The sequence below is a fragment of the Microbacterium sp. Cr-K32 genome (assembly GCF_000708345.1).
Taxonomy (GTDB): domain Bacteria; phylum Actinomycetota; class Actinomycetes; order Actinomycetales; family Microbacteriaceae; genus Microbacterium; species Microbacterium maritypicum_A.
Genome location: NZ_JARD01000006.1, coordinates 60,947 through 77,414, shown reverse-complemented (window position 1 = coordinate 77,414; position 16,468 = coordinate 60,947). Strand labels below are relative to the sequence as shown.

Here is a 16,468-nt window from a genome sequence, read left to right as displayed (position 1 = left end):
CTGCTCAGTGGGCGGTGGCGATGCCGATCGAGTCGTGCACGATCACCGCGGCGACCCGAGCGCCGGCCCCTGCCGCCACGATCAGCTGCTGCGGACCCGGTGCCGCGGCATCCCCTGCGGCATAGAGTCCCGGCACGTCGGTGCGACCGGAGCGGTCGGTGAGCAGGTGCCCGGCATCGTCCGTCGCCGGGGTGATCCCGTCGAGGAAAGCCAGCGTGGTGTCCCACTCGGGGCGCACGAAACCGCCGTCGACGCCGACCGCGGTGCCGTCGGCGAGGCGGATGGCTTCGAGCTGGCCTCGGTCGCCCACGAGCTCGGCGATGGGAGCCCGATGCACGGAGATCCCGACGGCTGCGAGGGCAGCCTCCTCGTCCGGTGTCACAGAGTCTGCGCCGTGGGTGAAGACGGCGAGGTTCTCGGTCCAACGGCCGATGAGTCGCGCGCGATCCGCGAGGTCCGCGGTCTCGCCGATGAGGGCGAGTCGGCGTCCCTGCAGCTCCCACGCATCGCAGGCGGCGCAGCTGAACAGACTCATGCCGTAGTAGCCGCGCAGGTTCGGGACATCCGGGAGCGTCTCGCGCAGACCGGTGGCCAGCAGCGTCGTGCGGGCGGTCACGGTCGCCTCGGTCTCGCGCCGTCCGATGTCCGCCGCGAACCCGCCGGCCGCGGGGCGGAGAGCGGCCACGCGGGTCCGTGATCTCACCTCGACGTTCGGGTAGGCCGCGAGCTCTGCCCTGGCGAGGCGACGCAGTTCTTGAGGCGGGATGCCGTCGCGGGTCAGGAATCCGTGCGATCGCAGCGTGGCCGCGTTGCGGGGACGATCGGCGTCGATCACGAGCACGCGCGCGAGGGCGCGGCCGAGGTTGAGCGCAGCGGAGAGGCCGGCGGGTCCGCCACCCACGACGAGCACGTCGTAGTCGGCGGGCTCGTCCGCTCTCGGTGTGAGTGATGTCATCCGCGTGGTCCTTCCGAGAAAGGGGCGGATCCATCGCTCGGCGTCTGCCGAGGCGACGCCGCCGGGCGGCCGGTAAGGCGCGCCTTACTTTCATCCTGCCACTGTTCGGCTGACCGGGTCGGTGCCCTCCGGCCCGACCTACCCGCGCCGCACGGGCTGCTGCAGTTCGGTGACCCAGTCGGACTGGTCTTCCGAGACGGCGCGCACGTAGAGCTCGCGGCAGGGGCCGTCGTGGACCAGACCGCGGGCGAAGATCTCGGTGTGGATCGCCTGCCAGCTCTCGGCGATGCGATCCATCGAGCCGAGGTGGATGCCGCACACGGCCGCCGCCGCCGCCGGGAGCTCGATGATCTCGAACCCAGCCTGTGCGGGGCCGGTGTAGGCGTATCCGGCGATGACCTGCAGGCCGTCGTCGAGCGTCTCGTACTCGGCGATCGGAGTGGACAGGGAGTGCTGGTCGCCGATGATCTCCGCCACCGCGTCGAACGCGGGTCCGACCACCGCCGCGACCGCCGGCTGATCGGCGACGATCGTGCGGATGGCCGCGAGGCGGACGGCGGGGAGGGGCTTGTCGACGATCTCGATCTGAGACATGTGATTCTCTCTTTCGATGAGGTGGAGGCGCCTCTCCACGTCGACGAGTCTCTCCGCGGCGATCCGATGCTCCTGCTCGACCTCTGCGCGACGGATCCGCAGCAGGGCGGCGATGCGCTCGGCATCGACACCCCGTTCGAGGATCGTCGAGATGTCGTCGAGCCCGAAACCCAGCTGGCGCAGGGCGACGATCCGATGCAGCCGTTCCAGCTGCGAGGGATCGTAGGAGCGGTAGCCGCTGAACTCGTCCACATGGGCGGGCACGAGCAGGCCGGCGGTGTCCCAATGCCGGAGCATCCGATGGGTCACCTGGCCGACCTGCGCGAACGCTCCGATGGACAACATGTCTCAGTTCTCCCGTCTGCCACTGTGTCAGGGTCAAGTATCGCGTCAGGGGAGGGGCGGGCGCGGATGCGGTCTCTCCTGACGCCGCATTCTCCGGCTCCGGACCGCATTCCGATATATCGTTTTCAGCCGCTGATCTGGGCCTTTGAATGTCGGTGGCTCCTGGTTCACTGACGGTATGACGGCACTGGCGGATGCGACTCTCGAGCAGGTGGGGGCGCTCGCCGCGCTCACCGAGATGCTCGTCGAGGTCGAGCGCACGATCAGCAGTCTGCAGGCCGCGCGCGACGGCATCCTCGCAGTAGGCTCGCGGCTCGCGCTCGACGTCGCCGCGCAGGCGGAGCATCCCGATCATGGGGAGATGACGGCGCGCACCGTGGCCGCGGAGTTCGCCGCGGCGCTGCGTGTGAGCGATCGGACCGTCCAGCGCCGGATGGCGGATGCGGCGTGGGTCGTGGAGCGCTTCCCGCTGGTCTGGGAAGCGCAGGGCGCCGGGCGCATCAGTGCTGCGCACGCCCGGGCCGTGTGCGAGGCGGGCGAGCACCTCGACGAGGCGGCGAGCCGCGACGCGTACGCGACCCAGATGATCGCCTTCGCGGAGAGCGAGTCTCCTGGCCGTGTCGGTCGGATGGCTCGGCGTGTGGCCGAGCGGTTTCAGGCGCGATCGATCGACGAGCGGCATCTCGACGCGCGGGAGAAGAGGTCCGTGTGGGTGAAAGATGTCGGGGATGGGATGACGCAGCTCGGCCTGCTCGGTCCCTCCGCGCTGGTCCACGGCGTCTTCCAGCGGCTGACGCAGATGGCCACACCCGTTCGCGAGCTCGAACCCCCGGAGGTCGACGCTCACGAGCCCGAGTCTCCGGAGCCGGACCGGCGCTCCATCGCGCAACGCCGCGCCGATCTCGCCCTCGACCTGCTCCTCACGGGCGCTCCGGCCGGCCACGACGCGCACGAGGGGCTTCTCGCGGCGATCCGCGGAACGGTGTCGGTCACCGTTCCCGTCACGACGCTGATCGGAGACGATGCGACGCCGGCCGAGCTCAACGGCCGCACCCCGATCGATCCCGCGACCGCCCGCCGTCTCGCCGGTGCGGCATCCGGGTGGGACCGGATCCTCACGCACCCGATCTCCGGAGCGCTCCTCGCAGTCGACCGCTATCGTCCCGGTGCGGAGCTGAGGCGACATCTGAGCGCCAGGGACCAGCGATGCCGATTCCCCGCGTGCGGGCACGCATCCGCCGATTGCGACATCGACCACCATCGCGACGCCGCGCTCGGGGGCTCCACCGACGAGTCGAACCTCGGCCACCTGTGCCGACGCCACCACGTGCTCAAACATCACTCGCCGTGGGCGGTCGAGTCTCTGGGGGCGGGGCTCTATGCCTGGACGAGCCCGACCGGCAAGGTCTACATCGACCGGCCACCGCCGCAGAACACGGTCACCTTCGTCGACGACCCGGTCGTGCCCCCGTTCTGAGCGAGGGGTGCCGCCGGCGGGAACGTGCACGGGAGGGTCTCGGTTAAAACTTGAGCCCGTTCATATCAAGTTCATTTGACACTCGAGCGACCTCTCGTTACACTTGAGTCATCGCGACTCAGGTTTCCTGATCGCCGCAGATTTCCGGACCACAACGAACTTCCAACAAAGGAGAGAACACATGGCACGTGCTGTCGGTATCGACCTCGGAACCACCAACTCCGTCGTCAGCGTCCTCGAGGGTGGCGAGCCCAAGGTCATCGCCAACGCCGAGGGCTTCCGCACGACCCCCTCGGTCGTGGCCTTCACCAAGGACGGGGAGGTGCTCGTCGGTGAGACCGCGAAGCGCCAGGCCGTCACCAACGTCGACCGGACGATCGCTTCCGTCAAGCGCCACATGGGCACCGACTGGAGCTTCGACGTCGACGGCAAGAAGTGGACGCCGCAGGAGATCTCCGCGCGCATCCTCATGAAGCTCAAGCGCGACGCCGAGGCGTACCTGGGCGACACGGTGACCGACGCGGTCATCACCGTCCCCGCGTACTTCAACGACGCCGAGCGTCAGGCCACCAAGGAGGCCGGCGAGATCTCGGGCCTCAACGTCCTGCGCATCATCAACGAGCCGACCGCGGCCGCGCTGGCCTACGGCCTCGACAAGGGCAAGGAAGACGAGCTCATCCTGGTCTTCGACCTGGGTGGCGGAACGTTCGACGTCTCGCTGCTCGAAGTGGGCAAGGACGACGACTTCTCCACGATCCAGGTGCGCGCCACCGCCGGCGACAACCGCCTCGGTGGAGACGACTGGGACCAGCGTCTCGTCGACTACCTGATCAAGCAGTTCAAGGAGACCACGGGCGTCGACGTCTCGGGTGACAAGATCGCCCTGCAGCGCCTCAAGGAGGCCGCGGAGCAGGCGAAGAAGGAACTCTCCTCCTCCACGTCGACCAGCATCAACCTGCCGTACCTGTCGCTGACCGACTCCGGCCCGGTGTCGCTGTCCGAGACCATCACCCGCGCGAAGTTCGAGGACCTCACGAAGGACCTGCTCGACCGCACCAAGAAGCCGTTCGAGGACGTCATCCGCGAAGCCGGCATCAAGGTGTCCGAGATCGACCACATCGTGCTCGTGGGTGGATCGACGCGTATGCCTGCGGTCGCCGAGCTCGTCAAGCGCGAGACCGGCAAGGACGCGAACAAGGGCGTCAACCCGGACGAGGTCGTCGCCGTCGGCGCGGCTCTCCAGGCCGGTGTCCTCAAGGGTGAGCGCAAGGACGTTCTCCTCATCGACGTCACCCCGCTGAGCCTCGGCATCGAGACCAAGGGCGGCATGATGACCAAGCTCATCGAGCGCAACACGGCCATCCCGACCAAGCGCAGCGAGACCTTCACCACGGCAGACGACAACCAGCCGTCCGTCGCGATCCAGGTCTTCCAGGGAGAGCGTGACTTCACGCGCGACAACAAGCCGCTCGGCACGTTCGAGCTGACGGGTATCGCACCGGCGCCCCGTGGCATCCCGCAGATCGAGGTCACCTTCGACATCGACGCCAACGGCATCGTGCACGTGTCCGCTAAGGACAAGGGCACGGGTACCGAGAAGTCGATCGTCATCTCCGGCGGCTCGTCGCTGTCGAAGGAAGACATCGAGCGCATGGTGCGCGAGGCTGAGGAGCACGCGGCGGAGGACAAGGCGCGCCGTGAGGCCGCCGAGGTCCGCAACCAGGCCGAGACCCTCGCGTACTCGATCGACAAGCTGATCACCGAGAACGACGACAAGCTGCCCGAAGACGTGAAGACCGAGGTCAAGGCCGACGTCGACGCGCTCAAGACGGCGCTGGCCGGCGAAGACGACGAGGCTGTGAAGACCGCGTTCGACAAGCTCAACCAGTCGCAGTCCAAGCTCGGCGAGGCCATCTACGCCTCCTCGCAGGCGGATGCCGCTGCCGGCGCTTCGGCTGACGGCGAGGCCCCGGCCGGTGACGCTCCCTCCTCTGATGAGGACGTCATCGATGCCGAGGTCGTCGACGACGAGGACGAGAAGAAGTAATCATGACGGACAAGAACTTCGACGAGAACCAGTTTCCTGAGTCCGCCGAAGGTCGCAGCGAGGGGTCGGATGCTCAGGCATCCGGCCCCGCGCCGCACCACCAGGACTCCCGTGAAGCGGCAGCCGCCGAGGGGTCGGACGAGACCCCCGTCGACGGTGCGCCGGACGACCTCACGGTCGACGACATCCTCGGCGCCACGCAGACCGGCGAGGCCGCGGCGGAAGACGCCGTGCTCGCCGACCTCGAATCCACACTGCTGAACGACCTCAAGCGCCTCCAGGCCGAGTACGCCAACTATCGTCGCCGCACCGAGGAGCAACGCCAGGTCGAGAGCGAGCGCGCGAAGGGCGAGGCCGCCAAGGGTCTCATCCCCGTGCTCGACGACCTCGACCGCGCCGCCCAGCACGGCGATCTCGTGGAGGGGACTCCCTTCGCCGTGATCGCCGACAAGGTGCGGCTGGTCGTGGAGCGTCTCGGAGTGGTCGCGTACGGCGAGAAGGGCGAGGAATTCGACCCCCAGCGTCACGAGGCCATCTTCCAGCAGCCGACTCCCGGCGCCGAGAAGACCACCGTGCTGGAGGTCGTCGAGGTGGGCTACCGCCTCGGTGATGTCGAGCTGCGCCCCGCGAAGGTCGTCGTCGCCGTCCCGGAAGGGTAGGTGATCGATGGCCAGCCAGGATTGGTTCGACAAGGACTTCTACAAGACCCTCGGGGTCTCCAAGGACGTCAGCGATGCGGACCTGAAGAAGACGTATCGCAAGCTCGCGCGCAAGTATCACCCGGACTCCAATCAGGGTGATGCCAAGGCCGAGGCGAAGTTCAAGGAGATCAGCGAGGCCTACTCGGTGCTCTCCGACGCCGAACAGCGCAAGGAATACGACGAGATCCGCGCCATGGGCTCCGGCGCTCGCTTCACGGCGGGCGGCCAGGGCGCAGGCGGCTTCGAAGACGTGTTCAGCCGTTTCGGACAGCAGGGCCGCGGGCAGACCGCCGACTTCGAGGACATCTTCGCGATGTTCAACCAGGGGCAGGGCGCGAGCTTCGGCAACGGTCGCTTCGGTCAGCCGAGTGGCGGTTACCGCGGCTTCGGTGGTCCGCAGCGCGGTGCCGACGTCACGGCCCGCACCACGCTCGACTTCATCACCGCCGTGCAGGGCGAGACTATCTCGCTGCAGGGCGAAGACGGCAAGCCGTTCAAGGTGAAGATCCCTGCGGGTGTCGCCGACGGCCAGAAGATCCGTCTGCGCGGGCGCGGTCGTCCCTCGCCCGATGGCGGAGAGAGCGGCGACATCGTGGTGCAGATCGCGGTGCGCCCGCATCCGGTCTTCACCCGCGACGGTCTCAACCTGCGAGTCGTCGTCCCGGTGACGTTCACCGAGGCCACTCTCGGGGCGACCATCGAGGTGCCCACCCTCGGCGGCGACGTGGTGAAACTCCGCGTCGCACCCGGCACCCCCTCCGGGCGGGTGCTGCGGGTCAAGGGCCGCGGTGTCACCACCTCGAAGGGCACGGGCGACCTGCTCGCCGAGCTTCAGGTCGCGGTGCCCACGCACCTCGATGAGGCCGCACGCGAAGCGCTGGAGAAGTTCCAGGAACTCGAGCCCACGGAGAACCCGCGGGCCGAGCTGATGGCGAAGGCGCGGCGATGACCGGTCGTCGAAGCGGACACCGGGGGCGGAGGCGTTCATGATGAATGCCGACACCCCGGTGTTCGCGATCGCCGCCGCCGCCGAACTCTCCGGCCTCCATCCGCAGACCCTGCGGCAGTACGACCGCATCGGCCTCGTCGTCCCCGGGCGCACCTCGGGGGGCTCGCGCCGCTACTCGACACGCAACATCGAGCAGTTGCGCGAGGTCGCTCAGCTCTCCTCCGAAGGGGTGAGCCTTCCCGCGATCGCTCGTCTGCTCGACCTGGAAGACGAGAACAGGGCGCTGCGTAATCGCATCACCGTGCTCGAGAGCGCGCTGCGCACCGAGCGCGAGAGCCGTCCGGGCGTGCGCGTGTTCGCCGCCGGGTCCGCGGGCGTCGTGCCCATGCCGACCGGTCGCCGCCTTCGGCGCTCGACCGAGGTCGTGCTCTGGGACCCGCGCGGGAGCGCCTAGGTCACTGGCGATGGGTGGTGTGTATCCTGTCAACAGTTAACAGGAGGTCACCATGACGCAGACCGTCACGCGCGGAGAATCCCTCGGCGCCCAGGTGGCGCGGGTGCTCCGCCAGCGCATCGTGCGCGGCGAACTCGCCCCGGGCGCACGCATCACCGAAGAAGCGCTCGCCGAGGAGTTCTCGGTCAGTCGGGGACCGGTGCGCGATGCCCTGACGCAGCTGAGCTTCGAGAAGCTCGTCGAGGTGCAACGTCCGCGTGGGGTCTACATCGTCGGACTCACCCGCGACGACGTCGATCAGCTGTACAGCCTGCGGGGCGCTCTCGAACAGCTCGCCCTCTCTCGAGCGATGCGCGTCGACGACGACGAGCGCTGGGAGGCCATCTCCGCCGCCGTCGCGCGGATGGCCGAAGCCGCCGATGCCGGAGACCACGCGGCGTTCGTCACCGCCGACCTCGAGTTCCACTCGCAGATCTACGCGCTCGCCGATCACCCGCGCCTGGAGGGGGCGTGGAACCAGTACCTGCCGACGTTCACGGCGCTGCTCGAGGTCACGATCAACCATGACGAGGATCTCCATGAGTCGTCAGACGATCATGTGAAGCTGCTCGAGGTCATGCGCACCGGTACCCAGGAAGCTGCTGCCGAGGTGTTGAGCGCCCACCTCGACGGTGCACGCGAGCGCATGCTGCACGAGGTGGGCGGCCGCTGACCGTCAGATCGACGGATCGTTCGGATGCGCCTGCAGCCGACGCACCAGCCCCCAGGTGTTGCCGCGGGCTGTCGCCGAATGGCTGAACTCGTCGAGAGCGGCCTGCGCCAGAGCAAGACCGCGTCCGTTCTCGCTCGCCTGCTCGGGCATCACGACGCCGTCCCAGTCGATCGTCGCCGGTTCCGCCGAGTCGACGACCTCAGCGTGCAGCGCACCGTCGGAAGCGCGCACATCCACGCTCATCGTCACGTCGATGCCCCGGCTGTGCTGTGCGATGTTGGTCGCGACTTCGCTGAGCGCGAGCGTGAAGAGGGTGCGGTCTTCGGCGGGGACGCCGGGCGCGCGTATCCAGAGCCGGTCGAGCTCATCCAGGACGCGGTCGACGAGGGCGAGTTCTGCCCGCCCGTCGATGTGGAAGCCCGGCGGTTCAGCTGCCATCGAACGCCGATTCCGGCGTGGGGTAGTCGCGAAGCACGCGATCGAGGTTGGTGAGGTGCAGGACCGTCTTCACCGCGTCGGGCACGGCGGCGATCCGCAGGTCTCCGCCCGCGACCCGGGCGCTCTTGAGGCCTCCGACGAGGGCGCCGAGTCCGGAGGAATCGACGAATTCCGTGCCACGCAGATCGATCGCGATGCGGGGCTGTCCTGCGGTGACGAGGTCGCTCACCGCGTTTCGCAGCAGCGGCGCGCCCGAAGCGGTCAGCCGCCCCGTGATCGCGATCACGGCATAGCCGTCCCTGTTCTCAGTGCTGACGTTCATTCGACTCCTTCTCGAGGGCGCGGGCGGCCGGTCCGCGGTAGCGGGCGGCCTGGATGATGACGCTGAGCACGACCAGGTCGTACAGCACCCAAGCCGTGTTCACGATCGTGCCGGTGCCGTCGGCGGTTCCGATGATCACGCGGGTGATGCCGATGATGAGGGCGATCGCGAGCATCGCCATCGCGGTGAGCTGGGGCCAGATCTGCCCCCAGGGGATGCCGCGGGGGTCGCGGCCGTCCTTCCGCGTGACGGCGAAGGAAAGCGGGCGGCCGAGTGCGACGTTGGCGAATGCCGTCCAGCAGGCACGGATCCATACCGGGAACAGTGCGAGCGAGTACTGCTGCCCCCTCCAGGTGCGCACGCCCTTCGCGACCACGAGGAACAGCGCCTGATTCACGAGGAAGTACGGCAGGAAGCGGGCGAAGAAATCCAACGACCAGGCGGTGACCGGAAGCACACCCCACACCAGGTAGACGACCGGGGCCACGAGATAGACGATCGCGGCGAATCCCGACAGGTACGTCCACATCGTGGAGAAGTACATCAGCCGCTGTCCGGCCGAGAGGCCCCGTTTGACGAGCGGGTTGTCCCGCAGCATCACCTGCAGAGTGCCCTGCGCCCAGCGCAGTCGCTGCGTCAGCATCGTGCGCAGGTCTTCGGGAGCGAGACCGTGCGCCAGGATCTCGTGGTGGTACACGCTCTTCCAGCCGAGGGCGTGCAGCTGCATGGCCGTGGCCATGTCCTCGGTAACCGAGATCGTCGCGAGGGGGAGGATGGGCTGTGCCTCGTCGCCACGGTCCAACCGCAACGCGTCCAGCAGACCCCGCACAGCGGCGACGGCGGTGACCGGGGAGAGGTCGGAGGCGGCGAGGGCATCGAGGCCGGCCTCGTCGACGATCACCGCGCCCAGCTCGGCGTCCTGCTGCAGCGGAAGGGCGCCGATCTCCGCCAGGTCAGCCCTGATGCCGTCCATATCGTGCGCGATGAGGATGCGTGAGGCATGGTCGACCGACTCGCGCACCCGCGCGGCGACATCGGCGACCGATTCTCCGGCCGCGAGTTCCTTCCGTCCGCGGCTGATCGCGATGCGCAGCGCCGACAGCTCCGTCGCCAGGGCGGAATCCGCTGCGGTCTGCGCCTCCCGCGCGATCAGGGTCTCGGCGGCCTTGAGTGCCCGGGAGGCCGAGTCGGTGACGTCGCGCACATACCCCACGATCCCGAGTCGCATCAGGGCTTCGCGTCGCAGCACGGCGTTCGAGCCGCAGAAGAAGGCGGCGTTCCATCCGTCCTTGCCCTGCTGGATCGGACCGTAGAACAGCGGCGCCTGGCTGCCCAGCGGATCGGCGTCATCGACGTTCACGAACCACTGCGGCGTCTGCACGAGGGCGACCTCCTCGTCGTCCGCGAGGTATCCGAGCGTGCGATGGAGGATCAGTGGATCGGGAACCTGATCGGCGTCGAGGATGAGGAGGAACTCGCCGTCGGTCTGGAACAGTGCGCTGTTCAGGTTGCCGGCCTTGGCATGCCGCGGCTTTCCCGTCCACTCCTCCGAGCGCGTGAGGTAGCCGACCCCCGCCGCTCGGGCTTCGGCCTCCAACTCGGGGCGCGAGCCGTCGTCGAGGATCCAGGTCGAGTGGGGGTAGGCGATGTTCTTCGCCGCGCGGGCGGTGGTCATCACCAGAGCCACCGGTTCGTCGTACGTCGTGATGAACACGTCGACTGTCCCCTGCGGCGGCGAGACGGGGGCCGGCCGCTCGCGTGCGCGCCACATCGTGAGGCAGAACAGGAACGTGTCGATCAGGCTGTAGGTCTCGGCGATCACGAGGGGCACGGCGATCCACCACGCCGACCAGTTGACCGATTCGAGCCAGCGCCATGCCACGTAGTTGACACCCAGCAGCACGGAGAGCAGGGCGAGGATGCGGATCGCCGCGAACCGGGCGGTCATGCGTCCCTCCGCACCACCACGACGGTGATGTCGTCCGTCGCACGATCGTCGGCGGCGAGTCGCAGCGCCTCGCGCACCGCACCCTCCGGGCCGAGCGCTCGGAGCACGCGCTGCACATGGGCGAAGGGATCGTCGGCGTCGAGCACATCCAGCAGTCCGTCGCTGCAGCAGATGAACGTGTCGCCGGGTTCGAGCCTCGTGGTCATCGGGACGCGGGCATCGACGACGCCCATGCCCATCCCGAGCGGGAGGTTCTTGGAGCGCAGGTGCGTCCAGGAACCGTCGGCCCGGATCACGAAGGCGAGGTTGTGCCCGGCGTCGATCACGTCCAGATCCCCGCTCTCGGGTCGCAGCTCGGCGACCATGGCGGTGACGAACATCGCCGTGTCGGCGAGGTCCTCTTCGAGCAGACGATCGACGTCGGCCACGGAGACGGCGAGCGAGCGCTCGGGCGCCGTCCGCAACGACGCTCGCACGGTCGCGGCGACGAGTGCGGGGCCGGTGCCCTTGCCCATCGCGTCGGCCACCGTGATGCGCAGCGCCCCTCCGTGCGTCGAGAAGTCGTAGTAGTCGCCCGCGAGCATGCCGCGCGGGGCGGCACCCGCAGCGATCGTGTAACCATCGAGCTCGGGGTTCGAGCGTGGTCGCAGCGCGCGCTGGAGAACAGCCGCGTGGTCGATGTCCTGGTCCTGGGCGAGCTCGGTCTGCACCCAGAACGCCAGGTCGCGCAGCAGGTCGCGCTGCGCTTCGGTGAAGGTGTGGGGCTCGGTGTCGAGCACGCACAGGGTGCCGACGGGCTCGCCGCCGGGCGCGTGCAGCGGGTGGCCGGCATAGAAACGCAGGTGCGGGTCCCCGGTGACGAACGGGTTGTCGGCGAAGACATCGGTGATGAGGGCATCTTCGACCACCACGGTCGCGTCCTGCGACACCGTGTAGTCGCAGAAGGAGTCCTGCCGGGGGGCTTCGTTCCCGCCCAGCCCGATCTGCGCCTTGCGCCATTGCCGATCACGGTCGATCAGCGAGACGCTGACCATCGGCACGCCGAACATCTCCTTCGCCAGCCGTGCCACCCGGTCCACGCGCTCGTCCGGTGGTGTGTCAAGGATCCCCAGTTCCTCGAGCGCTGCCTGTCGCCGTCGCTCGTCGAACATGTGCTCCGCCCCTCCTACGGTCGCCTTCGGCCATCCTAGAAGGAACGCATCGCCGGCGGGACGCCATTCGCGCATCTGCCAGTGTTGACTGTTAACAGTCAACACTGCTACGGTCGGGGAGTCGACAACAGGGTCGACCCACGTAGAGGAGCAAAGATGCCCCGCAAGCGCATCACCCGGGCGGCCGCCGCGATCGCCGCCCTCGCAGCCACCGCTCTCATCGTCTCGGCCTGCACCAAGGTCGAGGAGGGCGAGGAAGCCGGATCGGCGTTCCCCGAGAACGACATCCGACTCATCATCCAGGCCAACCCCGGCGGAGGGTCCGACCTCTCGTCGCGCGCGCTGGCCACCGAGCTGGAGAAGATCCTCGGCGTCAGCGTCATCCCGGAAAACATGCCCGGTGCCGCCGGAGCGCTGGCCATGGAGTACGTGGGCGCGCAGGATCCCGACGGGTATGTCATCGGATTCGCGCCGGTCGAGATCGCGATGCTCAACACCACGCAGAGTGCGAACGTGCTGCCGGACGACTTCGACCTGCTCGGCCAGATCATGCTCGCCCCCGGCGTGGTCACGGTCGGCGCGAACAGCGGTATCGAGACGCTGGAAGACCTCGTCTCTCAGGCGAAGGCGGGTGCCGTGACGGTCGCCAACTCCGGCGCCGGCTCCATCTGGGAGGCCGCCACCATCGGGCTCGGCGACGCGACGGACGCCGACTTCACCCCGGTGCCGTACGACGGAGGAGCGACAGCCGTCGCAGCAGCGGCATCGGGTGAGACCGTCGCCGCCGTCTCCGGCCTCGGCGAAGCCCTGGCGCAGGGTGAGGCCGTGCGCATCCTGGCTGTCATGAACGACGTGCGCCACCCCGACGCGGAAGACGTCGAGACGGTCGAAGAGGCCATCGGCGAAGACGTGATCTTCGGTGGCTGGGGCGGCATCTACGCACCCAAGGGTCTCCCTGACGACGTCAAGACCACGCTCGAAGCCGCCGTGAAGGAAGCCGTCGAGTCCGACAGCTACCAGAAGTTCCAGGCCGATGCCGGAAACCTGGTCGTGTACCGCGACTCCGCCGAGTGGACCACCTTCGTCGACGAGCAGTTCGACCTCTTCAAGGACCTCCTGGGCTGAGAAGACCGGGTCGCCGATGCTGCGGGGCCGGGCTCATCACCGGCTCCGCAGCACCCACCCTCACTTCTCGGATCAGGAAAGGAGCACCATGTCGACCTCCGCATCGGACGGGTCTGCAACGCACGTCTCCGTCGCCGCCACGGACGACGGGTACCAGGGCGCCTCCGCCTCGCGTCCCCTCGAGATCGTGTTCGCGGTCGTCGCCCTCGGGTTCACCGCCGGCTACCTCTTCCTCGCAACGCAGATCCCGCTGCGCCGCGAGGCCGCCCCCGGGCAGATCGACGCCCGCTTCTGGCCCCTCGTCATCGGGGTCACCGGCGTCGTCATCGCCATCGCGCTGCTCGCGGTCGCGATCACCCGTCCGGCCCCCACCCGTGAAGACCTCGAGCGCATCCAGCCAGGAGGCTACCTGCGCGTGATCGCCACCCTCGCGATCACCGGCACCTTCATCGCGCTGTGGTCGCTGGGTTCGGTCATCCTGTTCGGCTACCGCATCGAGGTCTTCCCGATCGCCGCCGCTCTGCTGATGGCCGCCCTCATGCTCCTCTACGGCCACCGCCGCTGGCTGAGCCTCGTCATCTACTCCGCCTCCGTCACGGCGTTCGTCTACGTCGTGTTCGGGATGCTCCTGAGGATCCCCCTGTGAACGCGCTCATGGAGGGGCTGAACTCGCTCCTCGACATCTCGATCCTGCTCTACATGCTCGTCGGCCTCGTGCTCGGGTTCATGGTCGGAGCGTTCCCCGGCATCACCGCGACCATGGCCGTCGCCCTCGCCGCCGGCTTCACGATGACCCTCGAGCCCGTGCAGGGTCTCGCCGTGCTGCTGACGATCTACGTCGCGGCGAACTTCGGCGACCGGGTGCCGTCCATCCTGATCAACACCCCGGGCACGCCCGCGTCCATCGCCACCACCCTCGACGGGTATCCGATGGCGAAGCAGGGAAGGGCGGGGCTCGCGCTCACCGTCTCGGCGATCGTCTCGGCGGTCGGCATCCTCGCCTCACTCGTGCTCTTCGCGGTCGCCGCCGTGCCGATCGCCAGCTTCGCCCGCGACTACTTCAAGTCGCCCGAGCTGTTCGCGCTCGTGGTCTTCGGCATCGCGATCATGATCGGCATCTCGTCGAAGTCGATGCTCAAGGGCATTCTCGCCGGACTCTTCGGCCTCATGCTCGGCAGCGTCGGCACGTACGCGGCCACCGCCGACCAGCGCTTCACCTTCGGGGTGCTCGAACTCGTCGAGGGCGTCAACTTCATCGCCGTGATCATCGGACTCTTCGGCATCGCCGAGCTGTTCGACCAGCTGCTCACGCATCGGAAGTCGGCCGTGCGCCCGATCTCGAGTCTCGGCCGCTGGTGGCCGAACCGCGCCGAACTGAAGCAGAGCGGGCGCGCGACCGCGGTCGGCGGCGCCGTCGGACTCGGTGTCGGGCTCATCCCCGCGGCCGGTGGGGACATCGCCGGACTCATCGGATGGGAGCGGGCACGCAAGGCGTCGAAGCACCCCGAGATGTTCGGCAAGGGATCGATCGAGGGTGTCGCCGCCTCCGACACCGCCTCCAGCGCCACCCTCGGCGGCTCCCTCACGACGACCATGGCCCTCGGCATCCCCGGTGACTCGGTGATGGCCGTGATGATCGGCTCGATGATCATCTGGGGCATCACCCCCGGTCCGACGCTCTTCACGAACCGCCCCGACCTGGTCGTCTCGATCGTGGGCATCATGCTGATCGCGACGATCCTCTCTCTCGCGCTCAGCCTGGTGCGCATGAAGGGCATGGTGAAGCTGCTCGACGTGCCACAGCCGTATCTGTGGAGCGGCATCCTGATCTTCTGCATCATCGGCACCTACGCCACCTCGAACAGTCTGTCGACGGTCGTGACGATGCTCGTCTTCGGTGTGATCGGCGTGCTGCTCAAGCGCATGCAGGTGCCGGCCGGTCCGGTCGTGCTCGGCCTCCTGCTCGGACCGCTCGCCGAGGAGAACCTCGCCCGCACGCTGGCGATCCTCCCCACGCGTCCGTTCTTCGAGGTGGTCAGCCCCATCGCGCTCGTGCTGCTCGCCCTGGCCGTGCTCTCGATCGTGATGCCGGCCATCCGCGCCGCCCGGAGGCCCCGTGCCGAGCGCGCCTCGCTCGCGGACTCGATCCTGCACGACGACAGCATCCAGCAGATCGAGAAGGCACACGACGAGCTCGCAGCCCAGCCCGATCTGCTCACCTCCACCGTCCGCAACATCGACACCTCAGGGCGTCGTGCCCGCAAGACCCGCAAGAACTCCGAGGAGACCGAGAAGTGACCCGCTATGACATCCTGACCGCCGTGCCCACCGCGTTCCACCGCGACGGCACCCTCGACATCGAGGGCTCGCGTGCGATCTTCCGGTTCGTCGCCGACTCGGGGAACGAGGGAGCTTTCGTGCTCGGCACGACGGGCGAGTTCCCCGCCGTGGACGCCGACGAGTTCGCGGCCATCGTGGAAGCGGCGTTGGCCGAGCTGCAGGAGCGCATGCGCGTGGTCGTGCACGTCGGTCGCCCCAGCACCTTCGAGGCCGTGCGGCTGACCCGTATCGCCCGCCGACTGGGCGCGACCGAGTTCGCCGCGCTGACGCCGTACTACCTGCAGGCCACGGACGACGCGATCTTCGAGTACTACCGCGCGGTGTCGGAGGCCGTCGGGGACGGGCGGCTGTACGTGTACATCTACCCGGCCCGCAGCGGCAACCCGGTGTCGCCGGAGCTCCTCGCGCGTCTCGCACGACTGCCCAACGTCGTGGGCGCCAAGATCAGCGAACTCTCCCTCGACGACATCGCCGCCTACCGTGCCGTCGTGCCCGCCGACTTCGACCTCTACACCGGCGCCGACCGCGACCTGATCGCGGCCGTCGAGGTGGGGGCGCAGGGCGTCGTGTCCGGGGTATCGTCCGTCACGCCGAAGCCGTTCCGCGCCCTCGCCGACGCCGCGCGGTCCGGGGACGCGGCGGCCATCGTCGCTGCGCAGGCCGCGGTCGACGATGTGGTCGCGCTCATCGGTGGCGACATGGCCCGCATGAAGGAGGCGTACCGCGTGCTCGACGTGGTCGACACGCACTGCCGCATGGCGATCGCCGAGCCGAGTGCCGCCGAGCGCACCGCCGTCGCCGAGGTGGTGGCCGCGCACCGGTGACACGTCACAGGTGACACGGTCACAGGAGATGGAAATGTCGTCTTCCTAGCGTGGAACCAGGGAACGACCCTGCTCCGCGCCTGGCG

The 16,468-nt window shown here is 68.5% G+C and carries 16 protein-coding genes; 10 read left to right on the top strand and 6 right to left on the bottom strand.

Going from position 1 to position 16,468, the window contains the following annotated elements:
* Positions 1 to 4: 4 nt before the first annotated feature.
* Together GZ64_RS0100735 and GZ64_RS0100730 are read right to left on the bottom strand one after the other, a co-directional pair.
* Positions 5 to 955, bottom strand: coding sequence for an NAD(P)/FAD-dependent oxidoreductase (locus tag GZ64_RS0100735; RefSeq protein ID WP_029264782.1), 951 nt, complete (start codon positions 953 to 955; stop codon positions 5 to 7).
* A 138-nt stretch (positions 956 to 1,093) separates the two neighbouring features.
* Positions 1,094 to 1,894, bottom strand: coding sequence for a MerR family transcriptional regulator (locus GZ64_RS0100730; protein WP_029264780.1), 801 nt, complete (start codon positions 1,892 to 1,894; stop codon positions 1,094 to 1,096).
* Between the two features lie 178 nt (positions 1,895 to 2,072).
* Between GZ64_RS0100730 and GZ64_RS0100725 the strand changes: the two genes are divergently transcribed.
* The 6 genes from GZ64_RS0100725 (at position 2,073) to GZ64_RS0100700 (ending at position 8,234) form a co-directional block, all read left to right on the top strand.
* Positions 2,073 to 3,371 carry an HNH endonuclease signature motif containing protein gene (locus GZ64_RS0100725; protein ID WP_051667790.1) on the top strand — a complete coding sequence of 433 codons (1,299 nt, stop codon included), beginning with the start codon at positions 2,073 to 2,075 and terminating at the stop codon, positions 3,369 to 3,371.
* A 181-nt stretch (positions 3,372 to 3,552) separates the two neighbouring features.
* Positions 3,553 to 5,418 (top strand): molecular chaperone DnaK, encoded by a 1,866-nt coding sequence (gene dnaK / locus GZ64_RS0100720; RefSeq protein ID WP_029259352.1) that lies wholly within the window; start codon positions 3,553 to 3,555, stop codon positions 5,416 to 5,418.
* Positions 5,419 to 5,420: 2 nt separating this feature from the next.
* Positions 5,421 to 6,077 carry a nucleotide exchange factor GrpE gene (locus tag GZ64_RS0100715; RefSeq protein WP_021201688.1) on the top strand — a complete coding sequence of 219 codons (657 nt, stop codon included), beginning with the start codon at positions 5,421 to 5,423 and terminating at the stop codon, positions 6,075 to 6,077.
* 7 nt (positions 6,078 to 6,084) lie between these two features.
* On the top strand, positions 6,085 to 7,068 hold the full coding sequence (locus tag GZ64_RS0100710; protein WP_021201689.1) for a DnaJ C-terminal domain-containing protein: 984 nt from the start codon (positions 6,085 to 6,087) through the stop codon (positions 7,066 to 7,068).
* A 40-nt stretch (positions 7,069 to 7,108) separates the two neighbouring features.
* A complete protein-coding gene (locus GZ64_RS0100705; protein WP_167256169.1) occupies positions 7,109 to 7,522 on the top strand; it encodes a heat shock protein transcriptional repressor HspR in 414 nt (137 codons plus the stop codon).
* Positions 7,523 to 7,574: 52 nt separating this feature from the next.
* The gene (locus GZ64_RS0100700; RefSeq protein WP_021201691.1) at positions 7,575 to 8,234 is read left to right on the top strand and encodes a GntR family transcriptional regulator; all 660 of its coding nucleotides are present in this window, start codon (positions 7,575 to 7,577) and stop codon (positions 8,232 to 8,234) included.
* Positions 8,235 to 8,237: 3 nt separating this feature from the next.
* Here GZ64_RS0100700 and GZ64_RS18850 read toward each other — a convergent pair whose 3' ends face one another.
* From GZ64_RS18850 to GZ64_RS0100680, 4 genes are read right to left on the bottom strand one after another with little or no spacing between them, the layout of a single operon-like run.
* On the bottom strand, positions 8,238 to 8,672 hold the full coding sequence (locus tag GZ64_RS18850; RefSeq protein ID WP_051667789.1) for an ATP-binding protein: 435 nt from the start codon (positions 8,670 to 8,672) through the stop codon (positions 8,238 to 8,240).
* Positions 8,662 to 8,994, bottom strand: coding sequence for an STAS domain-containing protein (locus tag GZ64_RS0100690; protein ID WP_021201693.1), 333 nt, complete (start codon positions 8,992 to 8,994; stop codon positions 8,662 to 8,664). Before GZ64_RS0100690 ends, GZ64_RS18850 begins: the two co-directional genes overlap by 11 nt.
* The gene (locus GZ64_RS0100685; RefSeq protein WP_029264777.1) at positions 8,978 to 10,942 is read right to left on the bottom strand and encodes a glycosyltransferase family 2 protein; all 1,965 of its coding nucleotides are present in this window, start codon (positions 10,940 to 10,942) and stop codon (positions 8,978 to 8,980) included. Before GZ64_RS0100685 ends, GZ64_RS0100690 begins: the two co-directional genes overlap by 17 nt.
* On the bottom strand, positions 10,939 to 12,093 hold the full coding sequence (locus tag GZ64_RS0100680; RefSeq protein WP_021201695.1) for a PP2C family protein-serine/threonine phosphatase: 1,155 nt from the start codon (positions 12,091 to 12,093) through the stop codon (positions 10,939 to 10,941). Before GZ64_RS0100680 ends, GZ64_RS0100685 begins: the two co-directional genes overlap by 4 nt.
* A gap of 156 nt (positions 12,094 to 12,249) precedes the next feature.
* Here GZ64_RS0100680 and GZ64_RS0100675 point away from each other — a divergent pair, with 156 nt between their 5' ends.
* The 4 genes from GZ64_RS0100675 to GZ64_RS0100660 all read left to right on the top strand — a co-directional run bounded on the left by GZ64_RS0100675 (position 12,250) and on the right by GZ64_RS0100660 (position 16,382).
* The gene (locus GZ64_RS0100675; protein WP_021201696.1) at positions 12,250 to 13,218 is read left to right on the top strand and encodes a tripartite tricarboxylate transporter substrate binding protein; all 969 of its coding nucleotides are present in this window, start codon (positions 12,250 to 12,252) and stop codon (positions 13,216 to 13,218) included.
* An 88-nt stretch (positions 13,219 to 13,306) separates the two neighbouring features.
* Complete coding sequence (locus GZ64_RS0100670; RefSeq protein WP_029264776.1) at positions 13,307 to 13,864, top strand: tripartite tricarboxylate transporter TctB family protein; 558 nt, start codon at positions 13,307 to 13,309, stop codon at positions 13,862 to 13,864.
* On the top strand, positions 13,861 to 15,516 hold the full coding sequence (locus tag GZ64_RS0100665; protein ID WP_029259346.1) for a tripartite tricarboxylate transporter permease: 1,656 nt from the start codon (positions 13,861 to 13,863) through the stop codon (positions 15,514 to 15,516). The genes GZ64_RS0100670 and GZ64_RS0100665 overlap by 4 nt, the downstream gene beginning before the upstream one ends.
* Positions 15,513 to 16,382, top strand: coding sequence for a dihydrodipicolinate synthase family protein (locus GZ64_RS0100660; protein WP_029264774.1), 870 nt, complete (start codon positions 15,513 to 15,515; stop codon positions 16,380 to 16,382). The genes GZ64_RS0100665 and GZ64_RS0100660 overlap by 4 nt, the downstream gene beginning before the upstream one ends.
* Positions 16,383 to 16,468 lie beyond the last annotated feature (86 nt).